This is a genomic window from Bacillus sp. 01N45 (genome assembly GCF_056399205.1).
Map to the genome: position 1 here is coordinate 89,478 of NZ_JBFTQW010000011.1, position 13,127 is coordinate 102,604.

Annotated in this window: 17 protein-coding genes, 1 pseudogene and 1 riboswitch; of the genes and pseudogenes, 2 read left to right on the top strand and 16 right to left on the bottom strand. The window is 36.1% G+C overall.

What is annotated here, in order from left to right; genetic code table 11:
• Window positions 1-211: 211 nt before the first annotated feature.
• Window positions 212-319: riboswitch (SAM riboswitch) on the bottom strand.
• A gap of 125 nt (window positions 320-444) precedes the next feature.
• From AC1DMU_RS22565 to AC1DMU_RS22595, 7 genes and pseudogenes are all read right to left on the bottom strand, one after another.
• Window positions 445-789, bottom strand: coding sequence for a hypothetical protein (locus AC1DMU_RS22565; protein ID WP_000781217.1), 345 nt, complete (start codon window positions 787-789; stop codon window positions 445-447).
• Window positions 790-943: 154 nt separating this feature from the next.
• A complete protein-coding gene (locus AC1DMU_RS22570) occupies window positions 944-1,252 on the bottom strand; it encodes a thioredoxin family protein (protein WP_088064734.1) in 309 nt (102 codons plus the stop codon).
• Window positions 1,253-1,255: 3 nt separating this feature from the next.
• A complete protein-coding gene (locus AC1DMU_RS22575) occupies window positions 1,256-1,600 on the bottom strand; it encodes a toprim domain-containing protein (RefSeq protein WP_000640866.1) in 345 nt (114 codons plus the stop codon).
• A 590-nt stretch (window positions 1,601-2,190) separates the two neighbouring features.
• Window positions 2,191-2,574 carry a glycine cleavage system protein GcvH gene (gcvH, locus tag AC1DMU_RS22580; protein WP_000026896.1) on the bottom strand — a complete coding sequence of 128 codons (384 nt, stop codon included), beginning with the start codon at window positions 2,572-2,574 and terminating at the stop codon, window positions 2,191-2,193.
• A 41-nt stretch (window positions 2,575-2,615) separates the two neighbouring features.
• Window positions 2,616-2,981, bottom strand: a complete 366-nt coding sequence (locus AC1DMU_RS22585; protein WP_000218969.1) for an arsenate reductase family protein — start codon at window positions 2,979-2,981, stop codon at window positions 2,616-2,618.
• Between the two features lie 608 nt (window positions 2,982-3,589).
• Window positions 3,590-3,688 (bottom strand): annotated as a pseudogene (locus AC1DMU_RS22590) (DUF3937 family protein); the annotation flags it as partial.
• A 523-nt stretch (window positions 3,689-4,211) separates the two neighbouring features.
• The gene (locus AC1DMU_RS22595; RefSeq protein ID WP_137012389.1) at window positions 4,212-4,601 is read right to left on the bottom strand and encodes a hypothetical protein; all 390 of its coding nucleotides are present in this window, start codon (window positions 4,599-4,601) and stop codon (window positions 4,212-4,214) included.
• A 151-nt stretch (window positions 4,602-4,752) separates the two neighbouring features.
• Between AC1DMU_RS22595 and AC1DMU_RS22600 the strand changes: the two genes are divergently transcribed.
• On the top strand, window positions 4,753-5,142 hold the full coding sequence (locus tag AC1DMU_RS22600; protein WP_088064737.1) for a hypothetical protein: 390 nt from the start codon (window positions 4,753-4,755) through the stop codon (window positions 5,140-5,142).
• A 307-nt stretch (window positions 5,143-5,449) separates the two neighbouring features.
• Here the strand turns inward: AC1DMU_RS22600 and AC1DMU_RS22605 are convergent, their stop codons facing one another.
• Both AC1DMU_RS22605 and AC1DMU_RS22610 read right to left on the bottom strand, forming a co-directional pair.
• Window positions 5,450-5,563 (bottom strand): tail length tape measure protein, encoded by a 114-nt coding sequence (locus tag AC1DMU_RS22605; RefSeq protein WP_088064738.1) that lies wholly within the window; start codon window positions 5,561-5,563, stop codon window positions 5,450-5,452.
• A gap of 55 nt (window positions 5,564-5,618) precedes the next feature.
• Entirely contained in the window at window positions 5,619-6,146 is a 528-nt protein-coding gene (locus AC1DMU_RS22610; protein ID WP_088064739.1) for a hypothetical protein, read from the bottom strand.
• A gap of 143 nt (window positions 6,147-6,289) precedes the next feature.
• Between AC1DMU_RS22610 and AC1DMU_RS22615 the strand changes: the two genes are divergently transcribed.
• Window positions 6,290-6,937, top strand: coding sequence for a phosphatase PAP2 family protein (locus tag AC1DMU_RS22615; protein WP_048542336.1), 648 nt, complete (start codon window positions 6,290-6,292; stop codon window positions 6,935-6,937).
• A gap of 55 nt (window positions 6,938-6,992) precedes the next feature.
• Here AC1DMU_RS22615 and AC1DMU_RS22620 read toward each other — a convergent pair whose 3' ends face one another.
• The 7 genes from AC1DMU_RS22620 to AC1DMU_RS22650 all read right to left on the bottom strand — a co-directional run bounded on the left by AC1DMU_RS22620 (window position 6,993) and on the right by AC1DMU_RS22650 (window position 12,998).
• Window positions 6,993-8,006 (bottom strand): PTS sugar transporter subunit IIC, encoded by a 1,014-nt coding sequence (locus tag AC1DMU_RS22620; RefSeq protein ID WP_000666174.1) that lies wholly within the window; start codon window positions 8,004-8,006, stop codon window positions 6,993-6,995.
• A gap of 22 nt (window positions 8,007-8,028) precedes the next feature.
• Entirely contained in the window at window positions 8,029-8,979 is a 951-nt protein-coding gene (locus AC1DMU_RS22625; protein WP_088064740.1) for an L-lactate dehydrogenase, read from the bottom strand.
• Between the two features lie 245 nt (window positions 8,980-9,224).
• A complete protein-coding gene (locus tag AC1DMU_RS22630; protein WP_001002985.1) occupies window positions 9,225-9,473 on the bottom strand; it encodes a spore coat protein in 249 nt (82 codons plus the stop codon).
• A 13-nt stretch (window positions 9,474-9,486) separates the two neighbouring features.
• Window positions 9,487-9,672, bottom strand: a complete 186-nt coding sequence (locus AC1DMU_RS22635; RefSeq protein WP_001180555.1) for a hypothetical protein — start codon at window positions 9,670-9,672, stop codon at window positions 9,487-9,489.
• Between the two features lie 115 nt (window positions 9,673-9,787).
• Window positions 9,788-10,345, bottom strand: coding sequence for a TetR/AcrR family transcriptional regulator (locus AC1DMU_RS22640; protein ID WP_088064741.1), 558 nt, complete (start codon window positions 10,343-10,345; stop codon window positions 9,788-9,790).
• 3 nt (window positions 10,346-10,348) lie between these two features.
• Window positions 10,349-11,071, bottom strand: a complete 723-nt coding sequence (locus tag AC1DMU_RS22645) for an MBL fold metallo-hydrolase (protein WP_088064742.1) — start codon at window positions 11,069-11,071, stop codon at window positions 10,349-10,351.
• Between the two features lie 142 nt (window positions 11,072-11,213).
• Entirely contained in the window at window positions 11,214-12,998 is a 1,785-nt protein-coding gene (locus AC1DMU_RS22650) for an acyl-CoA dehydrogenase family protein (protein WP_000416287.1), read from the bottom strand.
• Between the last annotated feature and the right edge of the window lie 129 nt (window positions 12,999-13,127).

A 13,127-nucleotide genomic window follows, 5' to 3' on the forward strand; every position in this document is an offset into this window, starting at 1 on the left:
GCCTCATAGGAAGGGATGAAACGACCGACTGTTCTAGCCGCTGAAGCTAGATTTTTGGTCGACTCCGCAATTTTTTATTTTTAATGCGTGTAGTCCACCATTATCACTACTTTTATTGTTTGAATGTCCTCCACATTCAAACAATAAAAAAACCTTTCCGCTTTAGAGAAGCAGAAAGGTTTATATGCGTATATAACAACATTATCCCTCTCTCTCATCTCTCAAAGCATTTGCTTTGCAGGAATTGGCACCATTTCAACATAAGTTGACGGTTGCCGGGCTTCACAGGGCACAGTCCCTCCACCTCTCTTGATAAGAGAAATCAGATTACATTTTCGTCTGATTTGTAATTTATGAAATTGTCTATATTTTATGAATTGAATTGTATCAATATCCACACACCATGTCAACAGAAATTTTCGTAAAAAATGAAACTTCAGAATTTTAAGCGCCTACTGACATCGGTTTACATATATGGAACATCGATTCAACTAATAGCATCGTTCGATACGTTCCCGAATATTGTACACGTCCATCGTTCATTAGCATTTGCAATCGTACATTTCCATTCACCAATTGTTTTACATCTTCCTCATCTACACAAACGATTTGCTCCGTTCCTCTTTCCTCATGTAGCAGCTCTATATAATCTCTTGAAATTTGTAACGAACAACTTTCATCTCCAAAGCGGAAATTAACAGTTTTTTCTCCTTGTCTTAAAAGCGGCTCTAAATGATATTGACCATTAGCGTAATTTACAAATGATTGCAGCAAAGAATATAATTTCACCCTAAATCACATCCTTCATATCACTTTCTATTACACATACCATTCCCTCTCACTAAAGAGCAATCCTGTTACTTTCGCTCGACAAATACTGTAACCACCCTGCATCTCGACATATTTCCCGAGAAATATGTCGAGGCGGCAAAAACTTTGCCGCCTACTTTAATTCCGTATATAAATATTCAACCGAATGAAATGCATATATCTTCTTCATGAGTGTCCCATTTTCAAAAACAAGTAAACACGGTACACTTTCGATTCCATACTCTTTCGCTAAATGCGGAGCATAATTTAAATCTAACATTCCAATTTGGAGGTCTTCAATTGTCAGCTCAACAACTGTTAACATCTTTTTTGCTAATTGGCATGTTCCACACATTGGAGTATATACATATAACACTGTTTTTTCTTCGTTCTCTATTAGGGCTGTAGCTTCGGCTCCTGTCCAATCAATCACTTCTATCATTCCTTACCGTAAATATTCTGTATAAACGTCAATGTCAGCTCCCCATAATACATTTGCTAAGTGTGAAGATGGCGCAGTTGCCACTTCTCGGTACGAGCGATCAATGTAAATATGCTCTGCTTGCGGAAATTCTTTTCGAAATTGCTTCCTTAACTTTTCTCCAGCATCATCAGCATCCACTAGTACATACACTTCCTTATCAAAAAACTGATCAATGAGCTCATCCATTTTCGATAAACCAATTGTACCATTTGTACAAACAATTTCCACCGGTTCACGAATAATAGATTCAATCTTTCTTCTATCTGATTTACCTTCTACAATAATGACTTTTTCTACATAAATCATATGTCATCACCCGATCACCATATACTATACAACCTTTAACTTAGTATATAGTATATTCGTTATTTTCATGTTGTTTCCTGTTTATTTTTGCAAAAGAAAAGCGGAAGCGGCTTGCTCAGAACAAGAGGACATTGGAACTCCTGAACTAGAGGCGCTTTTTGCCTCAAGTGAAGGAATGAAATGACCGACTGTTCTAGCCGCTGAAGCTGGATCACAAAGAAAAGCGGAAGCGGCTCGTTCAGATTGTGAGGGGGATGGAGCTTCTGACGTAAAGGCACTTTTTGCCTTGTAGGAAGAAGCGAAGCCACCGAACAATCTAGCCGCTGAAGCTGGACAATAAAGAAAAGCGGAACCGACTGTTTAACCCTGTTGGCTAAGGTTCTTTCGCACAGAAGACGCTTTTTGTCTTCTCGTGCGGAAGGTTCTTAGACATGAAGGGCTAGGAGGTGGAGCTGGACAATAAAAAATTAAACGAAATCGTTTTTTCAAAAAACGTTCTCCTACACGATAATTAGTATATGATTCTACGTTCATTATTTTACACAAAATAAAAAAGGACAGCACAAAGGCTGTCCTTTAGTCGACTATAATTAGTCTTGGTTTGTCATTTCTGCATATTTTTCTGCAGTTAATAACTTCTCAACTTGGCTTGCATCAGAAAGTTCAACTTTAACCATCCATGCACCCTCGTATGGAGATTCGTTAACAAGTTCTGGTTGGTCACTTAATTCTTCGTTTACTGCTACAACTTTACCACTTACAGGTGCGTATAACTCAGAAACTGTTTTAACAGATTCTACGCTTCCGAATGGCTCGTCAGCTTCGATTGTTGCACCTACTTCAGGAAGTTCAACGAATACGATATCGCCTAGCTCACCTTGTGCAAAGTGAGTAATACCGATAACAACTTCATTACCTTCAGTTTTTACCCATTCGTGTTCTTCAGAGTAACGTAAATTATTTGGAATGCTCATGACTGTACCTCCAGTGAATGTATTAATTATGTAAAAATACCTTATTGGTACTTTTTCCACACACTTTCAAACTGCTCTTCGTTAAAACCAAGTGTTACATTCGTTCCATTTGTTACGATTGGACGTTTAATCAACATGCCATCAGATGCTAAAAGTTCGTACATTTCATCTTCACTTGCATCCTTTAACTTATCTTTCAGACCAAGTTCGCGGTAACGCATTCCACTTGTATTAAAGAATTTTTTTAATGGTAATTCACTTTTTTCATGTAAATTACGTAAATCTTCTTTTGATGGTGGATTTTCAACAATATGAATCATCTCATATGCTACATCGTTTGCCTCAAACCATTTCTTTGCTTTTTGACATGTGCCACACTTTGGATATGAATAAAATGTTACTGTCATAAATTCACCTACTTTTTTACTAACCTTTACCTTTATCATATAGAAAACGTTTTATTATTTCAAACGATTATTCGCTAAACTTTTACTTATTTCGTGATAAATTTTAATAATCCTGCGAATTTTCCTTATTTTCCCGCCATTTGTTAAGAAAAAATAAATATATATTTTTTTAGATTCTTCTCTCATCACTCGCCGAACATATATCTTAAACAAACGTTTGATTAACTCCCTATTTTTCTTTGCTAACTCTTGGGCTACATCGGTTTCTTCCTACCGAACATACATCTTAAACAAACGTTTGATTAATTCCACATTTTTCTTTGTTAACCCTTGAATTGCATCGGTTTCTTCCTACCGAACATACATCTTAAACAAACGTTTGATTAGCTCCCTATTTTTCTTTTCTAACCCTTGGGCTGCATCGGTTTCTTCCTACCGAACATACATCTCAAACAAACATTTATTTAACCATTTCATCCTATAGTCACAAAATCTGGAAACACTTTACATGACAAAGATGTACAGATAAAAGGAACTAACGATTTTGACCGTAATAGTGAGAGTATGCCATGATGTTGAAGAAATTACTGCAAATAAAAAAGACGCATTTAAATGGATGCGTCTTTTGGTGATGTTTCTTTTGTGAAATCATATAAAGCAATTGCGCCTAAAATAACCAATATACTTTCAGGGGCATCTAACAAAATATCCAAATAAATACAATATGCATATTTGCATATTTCTTGCATATTGAGGAATTACTGTTAATAAAAAAGTCCTACTAGTGTAGGGCAAAATAGCTTTAGCAATCCCAACAAATAATCGCATAAATAACGAAATCATTTGAACCACTATATAGACAATCCCAGCCCTTGAAATAAGGGGAAATCCCTGTTCCTGGCTACCTACCATAATGAATAGCCCGCCGCATAACGCTACAGCGGATGCGATAGAACCAACAGGTAAGAAATTACTGCAAAGAAAAAGCCATGTATACACATGACTTTCATAGCATAATCACTTCTATATTCAATACAAATTAAAGTGAATTATATTTCTTTACTTTTAAAGGAATAGATATTACATATAAATCTATAGCATAAGTAATAATCAAACTCCCTTTTCCTTCATCAGCAAATTTTGCTTGCTGAAACTTTTCTTTTCCCCCATCTCTTTGGAAGCCATTCAAATCCTAAGAACATAATACTATTCCTCTACTTATTAACTTAACTACTTTTCTTTTTTCCATGATATTTCAAATTCTCCACCATGTTCTTCTGTTATAATTTTAACTTTATATGTATCATCTTTAGATACTTTAATATTATTTTTACTGTTTCCACTAGTAACTTCCAGTATTGTATTATCATTTGAATCTAAAACATAAGCCTTTATGGTTCCTTGCTTAGTTTTATCATCAAAAGAGAATGCCCAACTTTCACCTTTTTTTACATTCATATCTTGAGTTGCAAAACCAGTGAATTTTTTATACTTCCCATCTATACTATTTGAACCTCCATAAACTTTACCACCAACAATCGTTCCCTCTCTTGTAAAACAACCACTAAGAACCACCAAACATAGAACAAATAATAGTGTGTTTTTAATAGTTTTCAACATCATTCCCCCTTATCCTCACAATAAATATCCTCTTATTTACATTTTTTCTTTCATAAAGAAAAATGGACCTATGACCCAGTAAATAACATGATGAATGTTGACAATCCCCTTGTTAGAGTATCATATAAAAAATAAAAAGGAGTAATAAGCAATGAATATTAAAATAGTGGATATATCAGACAAATTATTAGATGGATATAAAGTTTTAGTTCAAGTAGATAGCAATCAATTTATCGCTGAGTGGGATGGCGATAAGCCAGAAAAACACAAAAACTATAATGTAGAAATACATATAGATAATGAATTTATATGGAATACAAATATAACCTTTTCAGATAAAAATGCAAATGCAATAATTCAGAATAGTAAAGGCTTTAAAGTAATTGCTAAGCTAGATTATAACAGTGAGGATAGCTTAGCAACACTAAATATCTACGATAGTATAATACTAATTGATGTAGAAGGAATCGAGCAAGATATAGCAAATGAATGGGTAGAAATGCAGTGCACTTCAATTAAGATATTTAATACTAATTTTTAACAGAAACCCATTACATAACTATGGCATAGTCGTTATGATGTAGTGAGATATAGAAAGAGTAAACGATTATATAAATAAACATGTTTATATGCCTATGAATATCCTACTGCAATTCCTGCTCAAGCAGACATCACTAACCATACCGTAGCCACTCATAACCGCAAGTCCAGTCTCAACAGGAACGATTATTGGCCATACTGAAGCTAAAACTGCTTGCATGCCCACAAACCAATACCAATCGCAAAGGGAGATGTGGAACTAACATTATTACCCCTTGATAAAACGAGCTAATACTGGATGCGCTTCATTAAAACTTTATAATTAAATCTGCAATAGCTGATATAAAATTATAAATCGGTATCATTACAGCAGCGAATGCATCTGGCATACATTGTAAAGCTTTCGTGAGCTTCTCAATCACATTGTTATATGCTTCTACATAAAAAAATAAGAAGCCTCGTTTACAGGCTCCTTCATCATCTATTCAAATAATCTGCAATTGTTTGAAATACGACGATATACATATTATGAATACTTTCTTCAGTATTTCCACCATTGGACAAACCGACTGCCCATTGTTGTCCTTCACCACTTCCGATATTTGCAAAGCCTTGCGTATACATAGCATTTACATCTTTTCGTGCACTGTTATACTCTATCCCCTTTGTAATAAACGTTGAATATGATTTATCTTGCAAACCGATAAAAAATACTGGTTTCTTTAGCGATGAAAATACATTTTTATACTGCTCTGTTGAGGCTTCTTGAAAGTGATCTTTCATTATTAAAAAACCATCCACTTCCTTAGATTTCTTTTCCAGTTCCTCTAACTTCATTTCCTCAAACTTTATATTCCTAAACGTATCTTTCGGCTTTTCTCCAATAACTCCAATTACGAGTGCTCTTCCGTTATATTCTAATTTCTCTCCTTCTTTATCCTTTGCACACCCCGCACTGACTAGGCATATCAATATAAAAAATAAGAAATACGATAAACGCTTCATTTAGCACCCTCCCCTTCTTTTAAGTCAAGTGACAAAAACGTAAGGTGAATTCAAGAAAATGTAAGTAAAATCGATAGCTCAAATGACGTTTCTATATTATAATCAATTGAATTTATTTACATTACTAAACATAGGAGATTATCATGAAGAAATTTAAACTTTCATCTTTTCTTCCGTTAAGTTATATACTTCTACTCGTACTCGTAAGTCCCCTTTACGATGTATTAAATAAATCTACTGTACACGCAGTAGATGTCACAACTGTAGTAGATGATTGGATTCCATTTGTGAAAGCATTTATTATTCCTTATTTACTTTGGTTTCCTTACTTATACGGCGCACTTATTTATTATTGCTTTGCGAATCGAAAACAATATTATGTCACTTTAAGTAGTATAATTCTTGGAAAACTTGCTTGTTTTTCTATTTATTATTTTTGGCAGACAACTGTACCACGTCCAACAGTCGTTGGATCCGACGTATTTTCCGAACTAGTCCGCTATATTTATAGTATCGACCAACCGGTAAACTGTTTCCCTAGCATTCACGTTCTTACTACCTTTGTGATTATGCTAGCTGCCTTTAAACGTAGAGAACAACATGCTTTTGAATATTATATTCTTACCTTCTTCGGTACGCTTATTATTTTATCAACGCTATTTACGAAGCAACACGCATTTGTAGACGCCATTTCTGGAATGACGCTTGCAAGCATACTTTACTTCGGCGTTCAGCTTTTATTAGCAAAAGAAACTGTACGTGTTCCAGTAAAACAAAATCACAAAATGTAAAAAGCAGACTGTGGGTTCCAGTCTGCTTTTCTCTATATAAAAGGAGATTTTCAATTTAAGATTGCGGTACAGTCATATCACCAGAGTGAATACGACCTGCTTTTTTAAGAGCAATGTAAAGTATATAAGAAACAGCTACTGGAATGATGATATAAGTGATTACCATCGCTGGGACAACTTCCCATCCTTCGCTAGAAATTAAATTAATTGGTGCGATAAGAGAACTTAATCCAAGACCTGCAATTTCTTTTCCTGCTTCTAGTTGGAAAATTAATGCGGATACTGGACCAACTATAGCACTGGCGACGACAGTTGGGACGAGAATCATTGGATTTTTAGTGATATTTGGCAACTGTACTTTCGGAGTACAAAGCGCTTGAGCTAATATGCCGCCTAAATTATTTTCTTTCGCTGAGATTACAGAGAATCCGATAAACTGAGCAACGCAGCCTGCAAGAGCAGCACCACCTGCAACACCGTCTAAGCTAAGTGCGATCGCTAACGCAGCTGATGAAGCTGGAGAGATAAGTAATAGTCCCCAAACGACTGCAATAACAATAGAAGCGATGAACGGGCTACCAGCTGAGCTATCTTTAATGAATGCTCCAATTGTATTTAACACAGGAGTAATATTATGAGATAACCAAATACCAACTAAACCAGAACCTAATATTGCTGCAAATGGAACGAGCATCATATCTAACGCAGTTTTTCCGCTTAAACGTTTACCAATATATACAGCTAAAGTCGCTGTTAATAATGCACCGATTGGCTCACCTGTTTTAATAATTAGACCTGCTTCAGTAATTGAAATGGATCCAGCACCAATCGCTCCAGCTACCATAGCCGAGAAGATTACAAGACCATTTGCACCGAGCATAAAGGCAATTCCGGCACCAATGGCTGGTGCCATAAGCGATTTTGCAACAACTCCGATTGTAATAAGCAATGGAATATCAACAATTCTTCCTATATTTTCGATTAGTAAACCAATTCCAAGGGATACGAAAATACCTTGTGCGATTCCAGCAGATGCTTTAAATACACGAGACATTATATATTCCTTCATTTGTTTCACCTTCTCCTATAAGTTAGTAACCAATTGTTTTCATATAATCACGTAAAATATCGTTTGATTTTGCGAATCGAGATTCTTCATCCTCTGTTAAGTTTAGTTCTACAACTTCTTTCATACCATCTCTAGTAATAATAGCTGGCACTCCTGTACAAATATCATATTCACCGTACTCCCCATCTAAAATGGCTGATACAGCAATTACACGGTGATCATCGTTAAAGATTGAACTCGCAATATACGCTAAAGAGTTTCCGATTCCGTAATAAGTAGTACCTTTTCGTTTATAAATTTCCCATCCAGCCTTTGCAGTCTTCTCAACAATTTCATCTAAATCTATTTCACCAAATTGTTCTTTTTTCTCTTCTAAAATTTGTAGAATTGGTTTTCCTCCAACAGTTACATGTGACCAAGCAACCATTTGAGAATCACCATGTTCTCCTAGAGAATACCCATGAATACTACGAGGATCTACATGTAACATTTCAGATAAAATTGTTCTTAAGCGAGAAGAATCTAGTGATGTACCAGTACCGATCACACGATTTCTAGGTAATCCAGATAATTTCCACACTTCATATGTAATAATATCAACTGGGTTCGATGCGATTAAGAAAATACCATCAAATCCACTTTCCATTACGCCGCCAACAACGCTTTCCATAATCTTTGCACTCGCTCCTAAAGTATCTAAGCGACTTTGTCCAGGTTTTGGTGCTGGTCCTGCTGTAATAATAACGATGTCCATATCTTTGCAGTCTTCATAGCTTCCTGCATATACTTTTGTTCTTGTATTTGTAAAGTTAATGCAGTGTGATAAATCCATTGCTTCCCCAACTGCACGTTCATGATTTATATCAATTAATAATAGTTCTTCGCAAATGCCTTGATTTACAATGGAATATGCACAACTTGATCCAACTAATCCAGTACCGATAATTGCAATTTTTCTTGTATTTCGTTTCATGGCAATCTCTCCTAATTGATCATATAATCTATCTCTTTTGTTCTTTACACCCCTAATTATATAGATTCCCACGATAGAAACCATGGATACTTTGTGAAATATTGAGCAAAATTTTGTCCTTTTTGTGAATTGTTATATTCCATTTTCTTCATATTTGTTACAACTGAAAAAATATTTATTATATATTTATTGACATGCCAAAAATAAAAAAACGAGCGACTTCATTCGCTCGTTTTTTCATCCCATTATTCCGCACTTAATTGACCTTTTAACTGCTGTACAATCATTGGGTTAGCAGGTGCAGCTGGCTTATAATAACTCTTTTGCTTTGCGTACTCATACATATTACGTTGACGCATCTCATCTTGATTACGAATTTGGATTAACGTTTGATGTAACTGTTCATTATCAGACTGAGCAATATAATTTGCATAACTTGTTAAACTTGCATTTAATCCTGCTAAATAATCATTTACCATATCTTTTTCATTCATTTTCCGCTTCCTCCTATCCTAGAAAAGTCATTAATTGCTGTTTCGTATTTCGTGCATCTTGCGCATCCTTTTGTAACATTTGTTTCAGTTGTGGATCTGTACACGTCTGTGCATACTGCTCCAACTTGTTAATAATTGTTGCATGTCCACCAATTAAATGGCGTAAGTTTTCTACTTCAAGCTCTGTTAAATTTTGCATAGAATACTCCTACCTTTCTTCATACATTCTCCTTTAGTATTCTGTTCTTTTGAAATCATATACACTAAAAAACCTTAGAATTTCTCCTAAGGTTGCTGACTGTCTCGCTTCTTATTCAATCTTTTATTACATGCAATCCTTTAATAAACGTTTCCAATAATACATGTAAACTTGTATCTAAATCTAATGGCAGACCAAATCCACCTTGCTGTTCAATCGACGCAAACCCGTGACAAATACTTCTGAATCCACGTGTCGCATGAAGTGCATTCTCTCCTTCTAAGCCGTATTGTTGTAAAACATGAAGACAAAGCTTTACAATTCCGTCACCTGCTTTTCTTACTTCTTCATCTCGTAAAAAAGTTGCTTCATACAGTCCAGGATGTTTGCGTACGAATGCTACATACGCTTCTCCCAAAGCATGAATTGCTTCATCCATCCGTTTACCCTCGGCCGCTTCTTCCAGTCTGTTATACAGCTGTTTGATTCCGTAAATGCCAAGATTTTTCCGTACATCTTGTAAACCTTTCACATGATTGTATAGCGAGGGTGAACGTACCCCTAATGTTTGCGCTAATGAAGCTAACGTTACTTCTTGTATTCCATTTGTATCTGCAATTTCTGCTGCTGTTTCTACAATTTTCTGTAATGTAAGTCCGATTCTCGGTGACATAAATTAGCCCTCTTTTCTACTTTCTATATTCCGCTTAGCTTCCTTAATAGCAAGTTTTATGACAGTGCCTGGATTCTTTATCATTTTTCCATGTCCTGCCGCAAGTAAGGAAGGCTCATATTCGCTTAGCTTCTCTGCACTTTGTAATGATATTTCTTTGCTCCACGTTGCCATCGCAGGAAACGGAAACCAAAATTTCATTTGTCCCGAAACAGCCATACCTCCTCTTGTTTGGAAGGCATCCCCGACAATAAGAGCTTTATTTCGTACATCAAGAAGCGACATGGAGCCTGGCGTATGTCCCGGTGTCATAATCGCAAGAAGCGATCCAACTTGGTCGCCATCTTCCAATAAAACATCAGGTACCGTTTTTACCTTTTTAGGTACACCGCCTTTTATCGGTATATTCGGTTCATCCTTTTGTAACGTCGTATCTCCTTCTAAAAGCTTTGCGTCCCGCTTAGAAATATAGACTGGAACATTAGGAAGCACTTCCTTTAATGCGTCTAATGCACCGATGTGATCATCATGCGCATGTGTTAATACAATCTTAGTAATTGGTTTCCCTATTTTCTCAGCCGCCTGTAAAATTCCTTTTGCGCTATATGGCAAAGCCGCATCAATTAAAGTTAAACCATCTTCTTCCTCGACAAAGTAACAATTTACAGGAAACACTCTTGGCAAAAATGACAATTGATATACCGTTTTTTCATGTATCACTCTCATATTTCCAGCTCCCTTTTCACGAAAACTAATACCATTAGTTTCATTATACTAATGGTATTAGTTTTTTGTCACTAAAATTTTCATTTTTGCAAAAAAAAAAAAGAAAAGTAGCCGTTTATACGACTACTTTTCTTTACAGCTATTAAACTGTGTAACGCTCATCTTCTAAAATTTTCGCAGCGATTTCACGTTTCTTCGGAATTACGTTAAGTGGTGTGTGGCGAGTTAATTTACGTAATGATGATAACATCATGCGCAGCATGTCGCCGTTTTCAACTGCGATAAGTGTTTCTTTCGCATCTGCTTCGATTTCGTTGAATGCTTCTTGACAGAATACTTCAGTGTATAACACTTTTTGTTTATTCTTTTCAAGACCAGTTGTTTTAATTGCTTTCTCTGTACGAAGAACAGCTGACTCCATTGCGTAAAGGTTGCTTACGATGTCAGCGATATTCACAAGAATTTCTTGCTCTTTATCTAATGCTTTACCGTATTTTTGAGCAGCTAATCCAGCTACCATTAAGCCGATTTTCTTCGCGTTAGTTACTAAATATTTTTGAAGTGCTAATGGCTCATCGCCTACTTCTTCTGGCATCATCATCATTAACTCTTCTTGTAATTTTTGTGCTTTTTGAAGAAGTGGTAATTCACCTTTCATCGCTTTACGTAAGAACGTACCTGGTACGATTAGGCGGTTAATTTCGTTCGTTCCTTCGAAAATACGGTTAATACGAGAATCGCGGTACATTCTTTCAATCTCATACTCTGCCATAAATCCGTAACCACCGTGAATTTGAACACCTTCATCAACTGTATAATCTAGTACTTCAGAACCGAATACTTTATTTAAAGAACACTCGATTGCATATTCAGCGATAGAAGCTGCTACTGCTTTACCGTCCTTTACTTCCTCTTCAGATAATGTGCTCATGCGGCTTTCGAATAAACCTACTGTACGGTATACAGAGCTTTCAGCTGCATATGTTTTCGCTGCCATATTCGCAAGTTTCTCTTGAATTAATGGGAAGCGAGCGATTGGTTGTTTGAACTGTTGACGTTGGTTTGCATATTGTGCTGAAATTTCTACTGCACGTTTCGCAGATCCGACTGTACCAACACCTAATTTATAACGGCCGATATTTAAAATGTTGAACGCGATAATATGACCTTTACCGATTTCACCAAGTAAGTTTTCTTTCGGTACTAATGCATCTTCTAAAATTAACGTACGAGTTGAAGAACATTTAATACCCATTTTCTTTTCTTCTGGGCTTGTAGATACGCCAGCATATTCTTTCTCTACGATAAATGCTGAGAAGTGCTCTCCATCAATTTTTGCGTATACGATAAATACGTCAGCGAATGCAGAGTTTGTAATCCATTGCTTTTCACCATTTAATACGTAATGTGTACCTTCTGCATTTAAACGTGCAGTTGTTTTCGCACCTAATGCATCAGACCCTGAACCTGGCTCTGTTAATGCGTATGCCGCTAATTTTTCACCAGTTGCAAGTAATGGTAAATACTTTTTCTTTTGCTCTTCATTACCGAATAACACGATTGGTAATGATCCGATACCTACGTGAGCACCGTGAGTAATTGCAAAACCACCAGCGCGAGAGAATTTCTCTGCGATTAACGCTGAGCTTACTTTATCAAGGCCAATTCCGCCGTACTCTTCTGGTACGTCAGCGCCTAATAAACCAAGTTCACCAGCTTCTTTTAAAAGACGAACAGAACGATCAAACTCGTGTTGCTCTAAATATTCAAGCTCTGGAAGAACTTCATTTACGATAAAGTCCTCTGTCGTTTTTGCAATCATTTTATGCTCAGATGAAAAATCCTCTGGCGTAAACACTTGATCAATCGTAATCTCATCAACTAAAAAGCTACCGCCTTTAACCGCATTTCCTACTGTTTTTTCCATGAAAATTTCCTCCTTCATATTTTCATAAGCCGCTTCTTTCTTTTTGAAAGAAGCTGGCTCTCAATTTTATTTTTTATAAACCTTTGTTGCTTCCATTCTTTGTATTGGCGGCGTCTCGTTCTGAGCAAG

Excerpts from the sequence above, each read along its gene's own strand:
- AC1DMU_RS22570 (WP_088064734.1), bottom strand. The coding sequence starts at position 1,252 with ATGATAGAAGTGATTGATTGGACAGGAGCCGAAGCTACAGCCCTAATA.
- AC1DMU_RS22575 (WP_000640866.1), bottom strand. The coding sequence starts at position 1,600 with ATGATTTATGTAGAAAAAGTCATTATTGTAGAAGGTAAATCAGATAGA.
- gcvH (WP_000026896.1), bottom strand. The coding sequence starts at position 2,574 with ATGAGCATTCCAAATAATTTACGTTACTCTGAAGAACACGAATGGGTA.
- AC1DMU_RS22585 (WP_000218969.1), bottom strand. The coding sequence starts at position 2,981 with ATGACAGTAACATTTTATTCATATCCAAAGTGTGGCACATGTCAAAAA.
- AC1DMU_RS22595 (WP_137012389.1), bottom strand. The coding sequence starts at position 4,601 with ATGTTGAAAACTATTAAAAACACACTATTATTTGTTCTATGTTTGGTG.
- AC1DMU_RS22600 (WP_088064737.1), top strand. The coding sequence starts at position 4,753 with ATGAATATTAAAATAGTGGATATATCAGACAAATTATTAGATGGATAT.
- AC1DMU_RS22610 (WP_088064739.1), bottom strand. The coding sequence starts at position 6,146 with ATGAAGCGTTTATCGTATTTCTTATTTTTTATATTGATATGCCTAGTC.
- AC1DMU_RS22615 (WP_048542336.1), top strand. The coding sequence starts at position 6,290 with ATGAAGAAATTTAAACTTTCATCTTTTCTTCCGTTAAGTTATATACTT.
- AC1DMU_RS22620 (WP_000666174.1), bottom strand. The coding sequence starts at position 8,006 with ATGAAGGAATATATAATGTCTCGTGTATTTAAAGCATCTGCTGGAATC.
- AC1DMU_RS22625 (WP_088064740.1), bottom strand. The coding sequence starts at position 8,979 with ATGAAACGAAATACAAGAAAAATTGCAATTATCGGTACTGGATTAGTT.
- AC1DMU_RS22630 (WP_001002985.1), bottom strand. The coding sequence starts at position 9,473 with ATGAATGAAAAAGATATGGTAAATGATTATTTAGCAGGATTAAATGCA.
- AC1DMU_RS22635 (WP_001180555.1), bottom strand. The coding sequence starts at position 9,672 with ATGCAAAATTTAACAGAGCTTGAAGTAGAAAACTTACGCCATTTAATT.
- AC1DMU_RS22640 (WP_088064741.1), bottom strand. The coding sequence starts at position 10,345 with ATGTCACCGAGAATCGGACTTACATTACAGAAAATTGTAGAAACAGCA.
- AC1DMU_RS22645 (WP_088064742.1), bottom strand. The coding sequence starts at position 11,071 with ATGAGAGTGATACATGAAAAAACGGTATATCAATTGTCATTTTTGCCA.
- AC1DMU_RS22650 (WP_000416287.1), bottom strand. The coding sequence starts at position 12,998 with ATGGAAAAAACAGTAGGAAATGCGGTTAAAGGCGGTAGCTTTTTAGTT.